The 17,230-nt window shown below is 50.5% G+C and carries 15 protein-coding genes and 1 tRNA gene; 12 read left to right on the top strand and 4 right to left on the bottom strand.

Going from position 1 to position 17,230, the window contains the following annotated elements; translation table 11 throughout:
• The first annotated feature begins 109 nt into the window (after positions 1-109).
• The 8 genes from BM231_RS14995 to trpB all read left to right on the top strand — a co-directional run bounded on the left by BM231_RS14995 (position 110) and on the right by trpB (position 10,373).
• Positions 110-553 (top strand): MerR family transcriptional regulator, encoded by a 444-nt coding sequence (locus BM231_RS14995; RefSeq protein WP_093520607.1) that lies wholly within the window; start codon positions 110-112, stop codon positions 551-553.
• Positions 554-1,138: 585 nt separating this feature from the next.
• Positions 1,139-2,728, top strand: a complete 1,590-nt coding sequence (locus BM231_RS14990; protein WP_280142340.1) for an ABC transporter substrate-binding protein — start codon at positions 1,139-1,141, stop codon at positions 2,726-2,728.
• A gap of 127 nt (positions 2,729-2,855) precedes the next feature.
• Positions 2,856-3,866, top strand: a complete 1,011-nt coding sequence (locus BM231_RS14985; protein WP_057466044.1) for an ABC transporter permease subunit — start codon at positions 2,856-2,858, stop codon at positions 3,864-3,866.
• Between the two features lie 3 nt (positions 3,867-3,869).
• Positions 3,870-4,769, top strand: a complete 900-nt coding sequence (locus tag BM231_RS14980; protein ID WP_093520605.1) for an ABC transporter permease subunit — start codon at positions 3,870-3,872, stop codon at positions 4,767-4,769.
• Between the two features lie 2 nt (positions 4,770-4,771).
• Positions 4,772-5,614: an ABC transporter ATP-binding protein gene (locus tag BM231_RS14975; RefSeq protein WP_093520603.1), complete on the top strand. Its 843-nt coding sequence runs from the start codon at positions 4,772-4,774 to the stop codon at positions 5,612-5,614.
• Complete coding sequence (locus tag BM231_RS14970; RefSeq protein ID WP_093520601.1) at positions 5,614-6,441, top strand: ABC transporter ATP-binding protein; 828 nt, start codon at positions 5,614-5,616, stop codon at positions 6,439-6,441. Before BM231_RS14975 ends, BM231_RS14970 begins: the two co-directional genes overlap by 1 nt.
• Positions 6,442-6,866: 425 nt before the next feature.
• Positions 6,867-8,450 carry an ABC transporter substrate-binding protein gene (locus BM231_RS14965; RefSeq protein ID WP_093520599.1) on the top strand — a complete coding sequence of 528 codons (1,584 nt, stop codon included), beginning with the start codon at positions 6,867-6,869 and terminating at the stop codon, positions 8,448-8,450.
• 705 nt (positions 8,451-9,155) lie between these two features.
• Positions 9,156-10,373 (top strand): tryptophan synthase subunit beta, encoded by a 1,218-nt coding sequence (trpB, locus tag BM231_RS14960; protein ID WP_063310801.1) that lies wholly within the window; start codon positions 9,156-9,158, stop codon positions 10,371-10,373.
• Positions 10,374-10,429: 56 nt separating this feature from the next.
• Here trpB and BM231_RS14955 read toward each other — a convergent pair whose 3' ends face one another.
• From BM231_RS14955 to BM231_RS14940, 4 genes are all read right to left on the bottom strand, one after another.
• Positions 10,430-10,612: a hypothetical protein gene (locus BM231_RS14955; protein WP_057466048.1), complete on the bottom strand. Its 183-nt coding sequence runs from the start codon at positions 10,610-10,612 to the stop codon at positions 10,430-10,432.
• Between the two features lie 254 nt (positions 10,613-10,866).
• Positions 10,867-10,942, bottom strand: a tRNA-Val gene (locus BM231_RS14950).
• Between the two features lie 139 nt (positions 10,943-11,081).
• On the bottom strand, positions 11,082-12,356 hold the full coding sequence (locus BM231_RS14945) for an MFS transporter (protein WP_093520597.1): 1,275 nt from the start codon (positions 12,354-12,356) through the stop codon (positions 11,082-11,084).
• A gap of 251 nt (positions 12,357-12,607) precedes the next feature.
• On the bottom strand, positions 12,608-13,291 hold the full coding sequence (locus BM231_RS14940) for an HAD-IA family hydrolase (protein ID WP_093520595.1): 684 nt from the start codon (positions 13,289-13,291) through the stop codon (positions 12,608-12,610).
• Positions 13,292-13,529: 238 nt separating this feature from the next.
• Here BM231_RS14940 and rpiA point away from each other — a divergent pair, with 238 nt between their 5' ends.
• The 4 genes from rpiA (at position 13,530) to BM231_RS14920 (ending at position 17,059) form a co-directional block, all read left to right on the top strand.
• Positions 13,530-14,219 (top strand): ribose-5-phosphate isomerase RpiA, encoded by a 690-nt coding sequence (gene rpiA / locus BM231_RS14935; protein ID WP_063310803.1) that lies wholly within the window; start codon positions 13,530-13,532, stop codon positions 14,217-14,219.
• A 54-nt stretch (positions 14,220-14,273) separates the two neighbouring features.
• Positions 14,274-14,789 carry a DUF2059 domain-containing protein gene (locus BM231_RS14930; protein WP_057466051.1) on the top strand — a complete coding sequence of 172 codons (516 nt, stop codon included), beginning with the start codon at positions 14,274-14,276 and terminating at the stop codon, positions 14,787-14,789.
• Positions 14,790-14,953: 164 nt separating this feature from the next.
• The gene (gor, locus tag BM231_RS14925; protein ID WP_093520593.1) at positions 14,954-16,333 is read left to right on the top strand and encodes a glutathione-disulfide reductase; all 1,380 of its coding nucleotides are present in this window, start codon (positions 14,954-14,956) and stop codon (positions 16,331-16,333) included.
• Between the two features lie 99 nt (positions 16,334-16,432).
• Positions 16,433-17,059, top strand: a complete 627-nt coding sequence (locus BM231_RS14920) for a gamma-glutamylcyclotransferase family protein (RefSeq protein WP_093520591.1) — start codon at positions 16,433-16,435, stop codon at positions 17,057-17,059.
• The last annotated feature ends 171 nt before the right edge of the window (positions 17,060-17,230 follow it).

The following is a 17,230-nucleotide window of genomic DNA, read 5'->3' as shown; positions in this document are numbered from 1 at the left end:
GAGAAGCCGTAAACGCAATGACAATTTGGTGATATAGTGTCGCCGTTATGGTAATGCTTTACGGCGACGTTAGGTAACGTCAATCAAGTTCTTCGATGTAGGGGGATGCATGTCTGAGAGAAGAGAAGAAACGCTGAACCCTCTCGAGGAAGCGGAAAAAGAAACTGGTCACGCCGATCAGGAACTTTTTGGAATTGGTGATCTGGCCGAAGAGTATGAGATTTCTACCCGATCCATCAGGTTTTATGAGAGTAAAGGTCTGATCTCTCCGCAGCGCGTCAATGGTGTGCGGATCTATAACCGCAAAGACAGAGCGCGCCTGGCGTTGATTTTGCGCGGTAAGGCGATTGGTTCCTCTCTTTCCGAGATCAAACACTTCCTGGACCTTTATGGTCAGCACGGGGAAGGGCACCGCCAGCAGCTTGAGTACCTTGGGTCTCGAACCGGGGAAGTGTTGAAAGAGCTGAGCGCCAGAAAAGAAGCGCTGGAAGTCACGATCTCAGAAATTCAGTCCATACATGACGAGTGTATGGCTAAGCTTGCTGAAGAATAAAATTACTCCAAAACCAAACGGATAACAGGCTTGTGTGACACGCAATACGCGTGTCTGCAGGCCCGAACCCGCATAAGCTCCTGATAGTATTGTGTAAAAACTGTTTAAATAATCAAGTTCGATTCTAAAGTATAATTACGATACCGCAAATATGTGGTAAGAATACCTATGTAATTTCAGGTAAGTAAGAAGGAATAAAACAACCTGAGGATGCAGTTCTAGGTAGTCGTACCGATTAGACAGTGCTTCTGAAATTTTTAATTATTTCCGAAGTCAGAAACGAAACTTAATGTTCTAAAATTAGTCATCGAAGAATTAATCGCATATGATTGTGTGATGTCGTTGATTTGGTTTGAGCTATGAGTGGGTAATCTCGTCGCGGAATTACGTGCAAGCCGAAATTGAAAGACCTGAAGAATGTATCGCGCTGGAAAACTGCGTCGTGCAACTTCATGTGGAGAAGACGGCCTTCTATCTGTCCGCTGCCGGAATAGTCTCTCAAAGCCAAAATCCCTGAATAAACTGCAGCAATAAGCAGTGTTGAAGAACAACTGGAACAAGCAATAAAACGGAATGAGAATACCAATGTCCTTGAAAAAAAGCCTCTTGCTTGGTGGTAGCCTGTTTGCAGCAGCAGTAGTAGCTGGCCCTGTAATGGCAAAGACTCTCGTGTACTGTTCTGAAGGTTCTCCGGAAGGCTTTACACCGTCACTGTACACCGCAGGCACCACATTTGATGCAAGCTCGCGTCAGATCTACAACAAGCTGGTGGAGTTCAAGCCTGGCACAACCGAAGTTGCTCCGGCACTGGCTGAAAGCTGGGAAATCTCTGAGGATGGCAAGGAATACACCTTCCACCTTCGCAAGGGTGTAAAGTTCCACGACACAAAGTGGTTCACACCAACCCGTGATTTTAATGCTGATGACGTGATCTTCTCATTCGACCGTCAGGGCAACAAAGAAAACCCATATCATGACGTGTCTGGCGGTACCTACGAGTACTTTAACGCCATGGACATGCCAGACCTGATCGACAGCATTGAAAAGATTGACGACTACACCGTCAAGTTCAAGCTGACCCGTCCAGAAGCACCAATGATTGCGAACCTGGCAATGGACTTCGCGTCCATCCAGTCAGCTGAGTACGCAGACGCAATGGTGAACAGCAAGGACACGTTTGATCAGAAGCCAGTTGGCACCGGTCCTTTCCAGCTTGTTGGCTACCAGAAAGACGCTCTGATCCGCTATAAAGCAAACCCTGATTACTGGAATGGCAAAGCGCCGCTCGACAATCTGGTCTTTGCAATTACGCCAGATGCATCTGTGCGCTATCAGAAGCTCGCTGCAGGTGAATGTCAGGTTATGGCATATCCAAACCCGGCTGATCTGGATGCAATGTCCAAAGATCCAAACATCACCCTTCTGCAGCAAGAAGGTCTGAATGTTGGCTACATGGCCTACAACACCCAGCAGGCACCGTTTGATAATCCAAAAGTGCGTAAAGCGCTGAACATGGCTATCAACAAGCAGGCAATTCTGGATGCAGTGTTCCAGGGTGTAGGCCAGATCGCGAAAAACCCGATCCCGCCAACAATGTGGTCTTACAACAACGAAATCGTTGATGACCCATATGATCCGGCAGCAGCAAAAGCGGCTTTGGAAGCTGAAGGCGTTAAAGATCTGACAATGAAGATCTGGGCGATGCCTGTACAGCGTCCATACAACCCGAATGCGCGTCGTATGGCTGAAATCCTTCAGGCTGACTTCGCGAAAATCGGTGTTAAAGTCGAGATCGTCAGCTACGAGTGGGGTGAGTACCTTAAACGTTCTTCTGACATCAATCGTGACGGCGCAGTTCTGCTGGGTTGGACTGGTGACAATGGTGACCCGGACAACTTCCTTGCAGTGCTGATGTCTTGCGATGCAGTGGGCGGCTCCAACCGTGCACAGTGGTGTAATGATGAATTTAATGATCTTGTTGTACAAGCGAAACAGGTATCTGACGTAGATGAACGCACAAGACTTTATGAGGAAGCTCAGGTAGTATTCAAACGTGAGGCGCCTTGGGCAACTATTGCGCACTCTCTTGTCTCTGAGCCGATCAGTGTTCGTGTTGAAAACTACAAGATTGATCCGTTTGGTGGCCATTACTTCTATGGCGTAGATCTGAAGTAGAAATAATTTTCCGCTGGACAATTTGTATCCCGGCGATGTATTCGCCGGGATACTTTTTTGGAAAAGTCTTCCATACCGCAAGTGGTGGCTTGCGGATAAACAATCCTCTGATTGGTGTGACTGAAGTATGCTTCGTCTCATATTAAAAAAACTGGGTTTGCTCATCCCGACCTTTATCGGGGTTACTCTGACCTCGTTCTTCTTCATTCGCCTGCTGCCAGGCGATCCAATTCTGCTTTTGGCTGGCGAACGCGGTGTGAGCCCTGAGCGCTATCAAGAGCTTATGGTGCAGTTCGGCTACAATGAACCGATCTGGCAACAGTATTTCACGTACTTGGGCAATTTGGTTCAAGGCGATCTTGGCGTATCTATTGTCACAAAACAGCCTGTTCTTCAGGAGTTTATGACGCTCTTCCCGGCAACGGTAGAGCTTGGCCTCTGTGCAATTCTGTTTGCAATCGTCGTGGGGCTACCTGCTGGTATTATCGCAGCTGTAAAGCGCGGTAAGGCACTGGACCACACTGTTATGACAACAGCGTTGGCCGGTTATTCCATGCCAATCTTCTGGTGGGGCCTGCTGCTGATCATCTTCTTCTCCGGCATTTTGGGGTGGACACCTGTTTCAGGTCGTATCTCTCTGTTGTACTGGATTGAGCCTGTCACAGGCTTCATGTTGATCGACACTCTGCTCTCAGATGAGCCAGGTGCATTTACCTCGGCTGTAAGCCATCTGATTCTCCCAACCATCGTTCTGGGCACTATTCCACTGGCAGTTATTGCGCGTCAGACGCGCTCTGCCATGTTGGAAGTTCTGGATGAAGATTATGTGCGTACTGCACGTGCAAAGGGCCTCTCCAATTTCCGTGTGGTCGGCATTCACGCTCTGCGTAATGCGCTTATTCCGGTCATCACCATCATCGGCTTGCAGATCGGCGTGCTGTTTGGCGGCGCAATCCTGACGGAGAGCATCTTCTCCTGGCCGGGAATCGGCAAGTGGATGGTTGATAGTATTTTCCGTCGTGACTATCCGGTCGTGCAGGGCGGTCTTTTGATGATTGCTGCAATCGTCATGATCGTGAACCTGATTGTAGACCTGATGTACGGTCTGGTTAATCCGAAAATTCGGCATACGGAGTAAATCATGGCTGACGTGACACAAAATTCCGGACCGGATACCCGGTTTGAACTTATCGTCAATTTCTGGAGACATTTCCGCACCAACAAAGGGGCTGTTGCGGGTCTGATCTTCTTTCTGACGCTTGTTGTTATTGCTCTGGGCGCAGCATTTATTGCACCTCATTCCCCAATTGAGCAGTACCGCGATGCACTACTTCTGCCGCCTGCATGGCAGGAAGGTGGAAGCTGGTCTTACGTTCTTGGTACAGACGCTGTAGGTCGTGACCTGCTGTCTCGCCTGATTTACGGCAGCCAGTTCTCGCTCTTCATTGGTGTGGTGGTTGTATCTGTTGCACTTGTTGTTGGCGTGTGTCTCGGTCTGGTGGCCGGTACGTTTGGTGGTTGGGTTGATACCATCATCATGCGTGTCATGGACATCATCCTGGCATTCCCGTCCTTGCTGCTCGCTCTGGTGCTTGTTGCTATTCTCGGCCCATCGCTCCTTAATGCGATGATCGCGATCGCGATTGTGCAGCAGCCATACTATGTGCGTCTCACCCGAGCATCAGTGATGTCCGAAATGAGCCGCGAGTATGTGATGGCCGCGCGCGTGTCCGGTGTTGGTACTCTGCGTTTGATGTTCGTGACTGTGCTGCCAAACTGTATGGCTCCACTTATCGTTCAGGCAGCGCTTTCCTTCTCCACTGCGATCCTTGATGCAGCAGCTCTGGGCTTCCTCGGCATGGGTGCTCAACCACCTCAGCCGGAGTGGGGCACGATGCTTGCTGAATCCCGCGAGTTCATCCTGCGTGCTCCGTGGGTTGTCACCTTCCCAGGTGTTGCAATCTTGTCCACTGTGCTGGCAATCAACTTGATCGGTGATGGTCTGCGTGATGCTCTTGATCCTAAGCTGAAGAGGAGCTGACGATGGCCCTTCTTGAAATTGAAAACCTCACGGTTGAATTCGACACGGTTGATGGACGTTTCCGGGCTTTGGATGGTGTGAGCTATTCCGTTGATCCAGGTGAAGTTCTCGCTGTCGTGGGCGAAAGTGGCTCTGGTAAGTCTGTCGCCATGTTGGCTGTTATGGGCCTGCTGGCCAACAACGGTCATCTGTGGGCGGACAAGCTGGAGTTCGAAGGCTATGACCTTCTGACCATGTCTGCAAAAAAGCGCCGCGAGATCATTGGTAAAGATATTTCCATGATCTTCCAGGAGCCAATTGCAAGCTTGAACCCATGCTTCACTGTTGGCGCTCAGATTGATGAGACCCTCAAAGAGCACACCAAAATGAGCCGCGGCGAACGTAAAACGCGTGCGATCGAGCTGCTCGACTCCGTTGGGATGCCTGAATCTGCGAAGGCGCTGAAAAAATACCCGCACCAGATGTCTGGTGGTCAGTGCCAGCGTGTCATGATTGCCATGGCGATTGCGTGTAAGCCAAAGCTGCTGATTGCCGATGAGCCAACAACTGCGCTCGACGTGACCATTCAAAAGCAGATCCTCGATCTGCTTCTTGATCTGCAGCATGAAAGCGGTATGGGCCTGATCATGATCACTCATGATATGGCAGTGGTTGCTGAAACGGCTGACCGTGTGGTGGTTCAGTACAAAGGCAAGAAGATGGAAGAGGCAGATGTTCTCTCACTCTTTGAAAGCCCAAAGAACCCGTACACAAAGGCTCTGCTCTCCGCGCTTCCTGAAAACGCAACGGGTGATCGTTTGCCAACGGTCTCCGATTTTCACCTCGGCGATGAAGGAGCTGCATAATGGCTGACGATATCATCCTCGAAGCGCGCAATCTGGTTCGTGAATATCGCACCAAAGAAGGCATCTTCGGAAAAGAGCATGTCAACCGTGCTCTGAAGGGCATCAGCTTTTCTCTGGAGCGCGGCAAAACGCTTGCTGTGGTGGGAGAATCCGGCTGCGGCAAGTCCACACTTGCACGTATCCTGACCCTGATTGATCCGGCAACCTCAGGCGAGCTCCTCATTGAGGGCAACCCGATCGACATCTCAAAGGAAAAGCTGTCCAAGGACATGCGCTCCAAGGTGCAGATCGTGTTCCAGAACCCGTATGGATCTTTGAACCCACGCCAGCGTGTTGGTGATGTTCTTACTGAGCCTTTGATGATCAACACCACCATGTCTCCAGCTGAGCGTCGTGACAAGGCGATGGAAATGCTGGTCAAGGTTGGTCTTGGTCCTGAGCATTTCAACCGCTATCCGCACATGTTCTCTGGTGGTCAGCGTCAGCGTATTGCGATTGGCCGTGCTCTGGTTCTCAACCCGTCGCTCCTCATTCTTGATGAGCCTGTTTCAGCGTTGGACTTGTCCGTTCAGGCTCAGATCCTGAACTTGCTGGCCGACTTGCAGGACGAATTTAACCTGACTTACCTGTTCATCTCTCACGATTTGTCTGTGGTGCGCTATATCGCAGACAAGGTCATGGTGATGTATTTCGGTGAAGTGGTGGAATACGGTACACGCGACGAAGTGTTTGGAAATCCTCAGCATGAGTATACCCAGACACTGTTCAACGCGACGCCTCAGGCAGACATTGCCCACATCAAAGCGCGGCTTGCAGCTTCTAACTAAGCTGATTTAGTAATTTGAAAAATGAAAGGGCGGTTCCCACTGGGGAGCCGCCCTTTGTCATTTCATTAACGATTTTCCCAATTCAGTGCAATGTTGAAACAATTTCTTTGAAAAATGCGCAATTAAGAGGAGATTTTACCGAGAATTACGTATAAGGTACTCCCGTTTGCAGCTGTTGCATAAGGGGTGTGCTGGGGAGGACACAAGGCAGCGGAGGGGAGGCTCATGTTGTGCTCAATCCGCGCTATTTCTTCCTGAAATCATTCTGAATATGGCTTCTTCACCGAGAAGGAGTTCGTGGGCTTGAGGTGAGCCTGCGGTGTAGCGCTGCAAAATCCTATGAGAAGAACTGCATCAAGCAGCTTCGATAAATGATCAAAGGCCTTGGCTTTTGCATTCACTTTAGGTGATTGGGGACACGAGAAATGAAAAAATCAATTCTTATGGGCAGTGTGTTGGCTGCAACAATGGCATTTGCTGCACCAAGCATGGCCAAAACACTGGTATACTGCTCGGAAGGTTCTCCTGAGGGCTTCACACCAGCGCTCTACACAGCAGGTACAACATTTGATGCGTCTTCCCGCCAGATCTTCAACAAATTGGTTGAGTTTGAGCGCGGTACAACAAACATTGCTCCAGCGCTGGCTGAAAGCTGGGACGTATCTGAAGATGGTAAGGAATACACCTTCAAGCTGCGTAAGGGCGTAAAATTCCACACCACTAAAGACTTCACTCCAACGCGTGATTTCAACGCGGACGACGTGATCTTCTCCTTCGACCGTCAGGGCAACAAAGAAAACCCATATTTCAGCGTTTCCGGCGGTAACTACGAATACTTCAACGCCATGTCCATGCCTGATCTCATCAAAGAGATCGTGAAGGTAGACGACTACACTGTAAAGTTCGTTCTGACCCGTCCAGAAGCTCCAATGATCGCAAACCTTGCGATGGATTTTGCTTCCATTCACTCTGCTGAATATGCAGAAAAGATGATGGACAACCAGGATGCATTCGATCAGAACCCTGTTGGCACCGGCCCATTCCAGCTGGTTGGCTATCAGAAAGATGCGTTGATCCGCTATAAAGCAAACCCGGATTACTGGGCTGGCAAAGCACCAATCGACAATCTGGTTTTCGCGATCACTCCTGATGCGTCCGTTCGCTATCAGAAGCTGAAAGCTGGCGAATGTCACGTAATGCCTTATCCAAACCCAGCTGACATTGCAGCAATGAAGGACGATCCATCGATCAACCTTATGCAGCAGGAAGGCCTGAACGTTGGGTACCTGGCATACAACACCCAGCAGGCTCCTTACGACAATCCAAAGGTGCGTAAAGCGCTGAACATGGCTGTCAACAAGCAGGCTATTTTGGGTGCAGTGTTCCAGGGTGCTGGTAAAGTTGCTTCCAACCCAATCCCGCCAACCATCTGGTCTTACAATGCTGACCTGCAGGATGACAAGTACGATCCGGTTGCTGCAAAAGCTGCACTGGAAGCGGAAGGCGTTAAAGATCTTAAGATGAAGATCTGGGCGATGCCTGTTCAGCGTCCATACAACCCGAATGCACGTCGTATGGCTGAAGTTATTCAGGGCGACTTCGCGAAGGTTGGTGTTGACGTTGAAATCGTTTCCTACGAGTGGGGTGAATACCTGAAGCGCTCTAAAGAGCTGGACCGTGACGGTGCTGTTCTTCTCGGCTGGACTGGTGACAATGGTGACCCGGATAACTTCCTCGCAGTTCTTCTCGGCTGTGACGGTGTTGGTGGTTCCAACCGCGCTCAGTGGTGTAACGCTGAGTTTGAAGACCTGATCCAGAAAGCGAAAGTAACTGCAGACGTTGCTGAGCGTACCAAGCTCTATGAGCAGGCACAGGTGGTCTTCAAGCGTGAAGCTCCATGGGCAACCATCGCTCACTCTGTTGTTTCTGAGCCGGTTTCTGTGAAGGTTGAAAACTACAAGATCGATCCATTCGGTGGTCACATCTTCTACGGCGTTGACCTGAAGTAATTCAGAGTTTTCACTGAAATACGAAAAGCCCCGGCCAAGTGCTGGGGCTTTTTTTGTTTCTGTATGCGGCTGCGTAAAAACTTATCCCCTCAGCCTCAAACTGTGCCCATACTAAGCGCATGTCTACGTAACGGGCTGCTGGCGGAGCGACCGTCAGTTTGTCGTAGGTTGGGCGGGGCTTCTGGAAGACGTAACGCACCTTTCAGTGGTCCGGTGAACCGAACTTCAAACGTGACCGCATGGTTTGAGGGGAAGGGCCCAGGACTATAGGGTATCACGCGGTGACAGATACAAGAGCACCGGCAGTAAAACCTGCTTTTGCGAAAGTGTCTATCAAAGACGGAGGAACTGTTTGGTTAGGGAAACCTGACTGGGTAAGCCATTGTCTTTTCAGGAAACTGACTATCGTGCCTTATAGGCAAAAGAGGCGACGTTGTTCATCCAAAGAAAGCCCGGGCAAGGCGTGTAGCCAATGCCGAAGAAACTATTTCAATAAGTAGCGCAGGTGTTGCCTGCCGCCTTGCTCATCCCGATCTTCGGGAGCTCTGATCCAACACTGCATGGGATGCCATGTGGTGCTTTAAGTGCTTGTTTATCTGCCAAGAAATCAGTGACTAGTTCCAATTACCAGATGGATTGCTCTGCACGGCTTAAAGTAGCATCAGTCCTATACATATAGATAATGGGCTGGGAGAGCGTGAACTGATGGACAATTATTTAAAAGAGTTCCCGAACAAAGAAGGTTATTTCGGCGAGTACGGTGGTGCATTCCTGCCGCCTGAGCTGGTGCCTCAGTTTGAAGAGATCGCCAAAGCCTACGAAAAGATCTCTGGCGACGCCTCTTACATCAACGAGCTGCGCTACATCCGCAAGCATTTTCAGGGCCGCCCAACTCCCATCTCGCATGCACGCAACCTGTCCAACCGGATTGGATCGGGCGCGAACATTTACTTAAAGCGAGAAGACCTGAACCACTCCGGCGCCCACAAGCTCAACCACTGCATGGCAGAGGCTCTGCTGGCAAAGCACATGGGCAAGAAGAAGCTGATTGCAGAAACCGGGGCAGGTCAGCACGGCGTGGCCTTAGCAACAGCTGCAGCTTACTTTGAGCTCGAGTGTGAAATTCACATGGGTGAAGTGGATATCGAGAAAGAGCATCCCAATGTCGTCCGCATGCAGTTGTTGGGCGCAAAGCTTGTGCCAGTAGGCTTCGGTGGTCGCACGCTGAAAGAGGCCGTGGACTCCGCGTTCACATCTTATCTGGAGCAGGCTGATGAAGCTCTGTTCGCAATCGGCTCTGTGGTCGGACCGCATCCATTCCCGCGTATGGTACGCGACTTCCAGCAGATTGTGGGTATTGAGGCCCGTGAGCAGTTCACTGAGATGACGGGCAATTTGCCAGACCATGCTGTGGCATGTGTTGGTGGTGGCTCAAACGCAATGGGCCTCTTCTCTGGCTTCATACAGGATAAGTCAGTCAAACTGCACGGTGTTGAGCCAATGGGCAAAGGGCCTGAGCTTGGACAGCACGCCGCAACCATGACATTCGGCAAGCCAGGCATGCTCCATGGCTTCAAGTGCCGTGTCTTGGAAGACGAGGCAGGCAACCCTGCGCCAGTGCACTCAATCGCCTCCGGCTTGGATTACCCAGGCGTTGGACCTGAGCACTCCTACCTGCATGATATCGGCAAGGTGCATTACAGCTCAGCGACCGACGATGAGACTTTGCAAGCCTTCTGGGCACTCTCTCGTTATGAGGGGATCATTCCTGCACTGGAAAGCTCTCACGCAGTCGCATATGCGATGAAGCTGGCCAAGGAATGTCCGGGAGAGACAATCCTCGTCAACTTGTCAGGGCGTGGTGATAAGGATCTGGATTATGTCGCCGATAACTTCGGTACGGGCGAAGATCTGAAAATATAAGAACGACAGAAAAGGGGGCTTCGGCTCCCTTTTTTAACGCGGATCGAATGAGGTGATCAGGCGTTCCGATTCCGGATCGCGACAAAAGAAGTGTAAGAAACGCCGCCAGCGCCTGAGATAAAGGCCGCAACATCCCGCGCCGGACCGCCATACATCACGGTTTGGAAAACAACCACGAAAAAGAACAGCATCACAGACGCTGCAAAAGTCTTGCCGATAAATAAAAATATCCGGTTCATAGACGTGATCCTGATCTTTAAAGCTGCCCAAGTTTCATAAGCCCATCTTAGAAAAACTGTTTCAGACTTTCAAAGAATTTATGCTTCAAAACAAAGAGTTGTGATGTATGCCACGAAAACGCCGAGCTATGACGCGGTTCAAAACCCTCTCGAGCAATATGGGGAGGCGTTGTGTATGTACAAGGAAAGCAATGGAAGAAAATAAAAAAGCCTCCGCGAATGATCGGGAGACTTGAAGCCTTCATAAGAAGGAATGGTGGGCGATGAGAGACTCGAACTCCCGACATCTTCGGTGTAAACGAAGCGCTCTACCAACTGAGCTAATCGCCCCCGCAGGGTGGTACGCCGTGTGGCGTGAGGAGGTGTTTAGGGCCTTTGACGGGTTCTCGCAAGCCCCTGAAGAAACTTTTCCCAAAAGAATTCGAAATATATCGCTTAAGACGTTCCTGAAGGCACTTTTAACACGACATTACTCATATTTATCAGAGGGTTGGGCTTGGTGATAACTTGCGTAAGGCATGTTGCTCACAATGAGTAGTGGTTTGCGTGTTGATCGGCGAACAAAGAACAGCTTCGCCACATAAAGCCGATAGGCGGTGAACAATGCAAGCGAACCGCTCAGACCAATCAAAATGAGATCAGGTGTCTTGGAACCAAGCACTGGTGCAAGGATACTGATGAGCGTTGGACCCGCAACACTGCCCGCAGCCCAGATGAAAAGCAGATAGGTCGACAATGCAACACTGCTCTCCGGTTTCCGTTCGAATGCGTGAGCCACGCAGATAGACTGCAGCGGGAAGGAGAGACCTCCAAGAACAACCAAAACCAGACCCAGCATGCTCAACAGGTGATAATTGCGCAGGAAACCAGAGTTCCAGCCCGTGAATGGATCAGCAATCAGGAAAGTCGCCATGATGACAGTGATTAGTGCCGAAGAACCAAGAATGAGCCATCTGCGGTCCATACGATCAGCAAGAGAACCAAACGGCCATTGGAACATCAGACGACCAATATAGATCATCGCAATCATAAGAGCCGTAGTGCTGCCACCAACCCCTGCTTTGGAAAGAGAGTAGGGTACAATGGTCAAAAGACTAGTGACAATAGCTCCGGAAGCAAAGGCGCCCAGCACAGCCACAGGAGACTGAGCCCAGATCTCTTTGAATTTAATGCGCTTTGCTTTGTATGTGCGTGGTGGCACAGAGCGGGTCATACAAAGCAAGACAACAGCTGCAAGCAGAACGGCGCTGAGCAGTTCCAGCATTTGCAGTGGAACCTCGGTGAATTTGGCAACGAAAATCTGTGAGAGAATAGCCATTGCACCAATCACAATGGAGTTCACAGATAGAATACGACCACGGACTTCATCTTTGATAGATTCATTCAGCCATGCATCAGCTGTGGCAAACAAAACTGCAAACGCTGCCCCCATGAAAAACCGGAGTACAGTCCAGAAAATGATGCTCTCTGTGTTCTTGAACAGTAAAACGAGAAGGGCTGTCAAACCAGCCGCACCAGCAAAGGCCCTGATGTGTCCGATCCGGTTGATCATGCGCACACCACGCATACACCCAACCATGAAACCAAGAGAGTAAGCCCCTGCAACAAGACCAGCTTGAGAGGCAGAGCCGCCAATGCTAGCGATCTGAAGCGGCAAGCTTGTCAGCAAAGCTGAGCTCGCCAGTTGCGCAAGCGCACTAGCCAGAATGATCGCAAACAGCGAAACGAGTGAAGCTTTAACCATACAGCCATTGACCTGCACCTGATGTGGCGCAGTGTTCCCGTGTTGATGTTCATTTTTTGGAAAACAGAGCTTTCCGATTGACTGGATGTTTCGCAGGGGAATGTGACTGCATTGAGCGAAAAATCGAACCAAGCAGTGATTTATTGATGGGATTTACGTGGGGGAATTGAGACGGATTTGCGGCTGTAAATAAAACTGCCGCCCACTGAACGAACAGGGGCGGCAGAGTATCTTGTATCTATATCAGAGAGTTAGGTCGGTGCGTTCTCGGCGCTCAACTCTTTGACTGCCGCTTCCAGCTGGTTGTAGTGAGAAATCACCACATCTGGCCCTAGTTCGCGGACAGGAATGTCTGTGTAACCGAAATCTACGGCGATCACGGGCAGGCCAGCGTTGCGTGCAGCACTGATGTCAGCCTTGGAATCGCCAATGAAAATGGAGCCTGCGCGGGACCCGCCAGCAATGTCGATTGCGCCAAAGACTGGCATCGCATCCGGCTTGTTCTTGGAGAACGTGTCTCCGCCCACAACAGCGTCAAACAGGTGTTCCATTTCCATGGCCCGAACCAGCGGTTTGGCCAGTTTTTCCAGTTTGTTCGTGCAGATAGCTGTTTTCCAGCCAGCATCCCTCAGCCGCGCAACTGTTTCCAGTGCCTGCGGAAAAGCATGGGTCTTGTCTGCAATATGTGTCTCGTAGTAGCGAATAAACTTGGCAAGCAATGGTTCCAGAACTTCATCTGTCACTTCAATCTTGCTTGCTTCGAGCCCACGGCTCATCAGCACTTTCACGCCAGCGCCGACCATTTTCCTGACCCGTTCAGGCTCAATGGCTTCAAACCCGGCTTCTACCAAAACATGATTCATCGACGCTGTGAGGTCTCCCATGGTCTCCAGGAGAGTACCGTCTAGGTCGAAAACCAGAACTGGTGTTGTCATACTTAAGCTCGTTTCTGTTGAGAAAATCCGCGCCACACTACCGAAATTCACCGTGAAGTCAATTTGCGAGGAAAACCTATAGTGTGTTGGGTGGATTGCTGCTTGGCGGGACACACACCTCATGGTAATCAGCAGGAGTTATGTCAGAGTAGACCCAAGCGCAATAACTAGGCAGAATTGTTCTTGTCTGTGAACGTTTCCGAACAAGCTTAGGGTCCGGGGAAGAGAAATTAGTCAGATGGCAATGAGTTTGAAGGCGCAGGCCGCAGCTGCAGCACTCAAGGAAGTTAAGCCCGGCATGAAGCTGGGGATAGGTTCTGGATCAACAGTCAACGAGCTGATCCGCCTTCTGGCAGAGATGGTGAAGGATGGCTTTGAGATCATCGGTGTGCCAGCCTCATCTTACTCTCAAGCTCTTTGTGATGAGCTCGGAGTGCCGTTGACCACGCTGGATGAAGCGCCAGTGCTGGATTTGGTTATTGATGGAGCGGATGAGATTGATCCGCAGTTGAACCTTATCAAAGGCGGAGGCGCTGCGCTGCTGCGCGAAAAAATCATTGCGGCTGCTTCCGGAAGCATGCTCGTGATTGCTGATGAGAGCAAAATTGTTGATACCCTCGGAAAGTTTCCGCTTCCCGTGGAGGTTGTTCCGTTCGGACTTGAGGCTACTCGCCAGATGATGCAAAACAGCTTGGACGCTGAGGGGCTACAAGGCGAGATGATCTTGCGTATGGCAGGGGAAAAGCCACTTGTAACCGATAACGGCAACTACATTCTTGATTGCCACTTACAGGCAATCAGCAATCCGAAGTCACTGGCAAAACGCTTGGAAGTTATTCCAGGTGTCGTTGAGCACGGGTTGTTTATTGATATGGCGGTACGGGCCTATGTTGCCGGTACTGATGAAATTCGTGTCTTGGAACCTTAAGCTGTCCCGACAGTCATTTTTGGACAGCTGATTAATATATAGGGGAGCCATTTTATGCTCGCTAAGTTCAAGTCTGCAGCAATTGCAGGTGTTGCATCACTGGTTGTCGCTGGTGTGCTGATTTCCAGCCCGGTTATGGCTCAGGACAACTCCATTTCTGAAAGTCACATTGAAGCGGCAAAAGCGGCTGTTCGTGCAACGAAATCCATCGAGAACTTCGACAACATCCTTCCAGATGTTGCTGAGCGCACTCGTACCCTGTTCATTCGTTCCAACCCGGCAATGAGTGCTGAGATCGACATCGCTGTGAATGAGGCTGCTGTTGAACTTATCCCGCGCCGTCAGGAACTGGATCGTGTGATCTACGAAGTTTGGGCTCGTCGCTTCTCTGAAGAGCAGCTCAATGAAATCGCAACCTTCTACAACTCCGACACCGGTAAGCGTCTTGCTGACCTGTCCGGTACACTGTCCGCACTGACGATCGGTGCAGCGAAGCAGTGGAGCGATGCTGTCAGCACCGACATGGTTGCAATTTCACGGAAGAAACTTGCTGAAATGGCTGCTCAATAAGCGATCACGAAATCGCAATCCAAAATGAACAGTTAGATCAGATACGCCCCTTGAAATTTGGGCGTATCTGGCCCAAATCTGAGCCTACGTTTTTATAAGACAAGACCTTAGAGCGTAACGAAACGTCGTTGCATAAGGTTTATTGCAAACGAAAGTGGGCTGTAATGACTAATTTCGACTACGATCTCTTTGTTATTGGGGCCGGTTCAGGCGGTGTACGTGCAGCGCGTATCGCAGCAACCCATGGCGCCCGTGTCGGTATTGCTGAAGAATTTCGCTACGGCGGGACCTGTGTTATCCGCGGCTGCGTTCCCAAAAAACTCTTTGTTTATGCCTCCAAATTCACTGAAGAATTTGCAAATGCGGATGGGTATGGCTGGAGCCTGAACGGCACGCCAACCTTCGACTTTGATAAACTTGTCGAGAACAAAGACAAGGAAATTACCCGTCTGGAAGGTATTTATCGCCGCAATCTCGATAAATCCGGCGTAGAGCTGCATGACAGTCGCGCAGTGATTGAAGGCCCGAACACCGTTCGCTTGCTTTCTACCGATCAGGTTATCACTGCTGAGCGCATTCTTGTCGCTGTCGGCGCAACTCCAAATGTTGACGCTGGCCTTGTTGGCTGTGAGCACACCATCACATCCAATGAAGCTTTCCATCTCTCTGAGTTTCCGAAACGGACAGTCGTCGTCGGCGGTGGTTATATCGCTGTTGAGTTCGCTGGCATTTTCAACGGTATGGGGTCAGAGACCACGCTTCTGTATCGCGGTGAAGAAATCCTACGTGGTTTTGATATGGACCTGCGCACTGGCCTGCATGAGCAGATGGTGGAAAAAGGCATTACCGTTAAAACTAAGTCCACCATTGCATCCATTGAGAAGCATGAGGGCGGTCTGACAGTCACGACACACGCTGGTGAAGTGATTGAAGCCGATCAGGTTCTCTACGCAATCGGTCGTCGCCCGAACACAGCAGGTCTTGGCCTGGAAGACGCTGGCGTTGAGCTCGATAAAGCAGGTGCAATCGTCGTAACCCCACAGAGCCAGAGCTCTGTACCAAGCATCTTTGCTGTGGGCGATGTCACCAACCGTGCCAACCTGACGCCAGTGGCGATCCGTGAAGGCCATGCTTTCGCAGACAGCACCTATGGTGGCAACGAGTGGCATGTCGATCACTCTATGATCCCGACCGCAGTCTTCTCTCAGCCGGAGATTGGTACGGCAGGCCTGACGCAGGAAGAAGCTGAGGCGCGCTTCGACAACATCGATATCTATTCCTCATCCTTCCGTCCGATGAAGAACACCCTGTCCGGCAAACCTGGCAAGATGTTCCTCAAGATGCTTGTCGATGCGGATACCAACAAAATCCTTGGCATTCACATCATGGGGCCAGATTCAGGCGAGCTGATCCAGATCATCGGTGTCACCCTGTCCATGGGCGCTACCAAGGCGGACTATGATCGCACCATTGCAGTGCATCCAACTGCGGCGGAAGAATTGGTGACAATGCGCGAACCATCTGAGCGCATCCGCAAGAATTAAACTTTAGTCGACTTTCAAAGAGCCGCTAGTCTTTGCTAGCGGTTCTTTTTTGTCTTGCTGCCGGAGCAGGGCGTCTTTCTCGTTTTGATAGGAATACCCGTGACTGACCTCACACAGGACCAGATTTGCTATTTTGGCTATGGCTCACTTGTAAATGAAGAAACATTGCCCGCTGGCACGACAGTGGTTGCCGGGCAGCTGAGTGGCTGGAAGCGGGAATGGCGTGGCTGTTCTAAAGGCAAAGAAGGCAATGGCCGCATGTCAGGTGTCGGCGTCTGCGCACTGGGTGTTCGTCGTGAGGAAGGCTCTGTCATTCGTGGTGCAATGGTGCTTGATACAAAAGTAAACCTGCCTGCGCTGGATAAACGTGAATGGCATTATTCTCGCAAATCGCTCAGCGATGATAGCTTCATGCCGGATTGCGGCAGGCAGATGCCATCAGACACGTTCCTCTATCAGGTGCAGGATCAGTATGCTCATTGGGGCAATGATGAGCACCCAATCTTGCAAAGCTATGTTGACTGCGTCATGGCCGGGTTCCATCGTCTATGGGGTCATGAAGGCTTGTTGCACTTCATGGAAACAACGGACGGCTGGGATCGTGTACCAATTCTAAATGATCGCGCAGAGCCGTTTTATCCACGCGCCATTCTCTTGTCTAAAGAACTTGCGGGCACAATTGACGATCTGCTGAAATCTGTGAATGCTCAATATTTAAATCGCTGAAATAAGGCTCATGGTTCGGGAGTGTGACCGCTTCATGTATCTTTACACAAGTGTTCATCTGCGGTCTTAAAGGGTGCTTTGAAATAATTATCTATCAAGTTCAGTTTTGTTAGAACATAGTAGCTCCAAAGCAGATTGGTTTGATGGATTCTCATAAGGCCTGATTTTTTT

The sequence above is a fragment of the Pseudovibrio ascidiaceicola genome, from assembly GCF_900114245.1.
GTDB lineage: Bacteria > Pseudomonadota > Alphaproteobacteria > Rhizobiales > Stappiaceae > Pseudovibrio > Pseudovibrio ascidiaceicola.
This window is presented reverse-complemented; position numbering and strand designations above follow the sequence as displayed.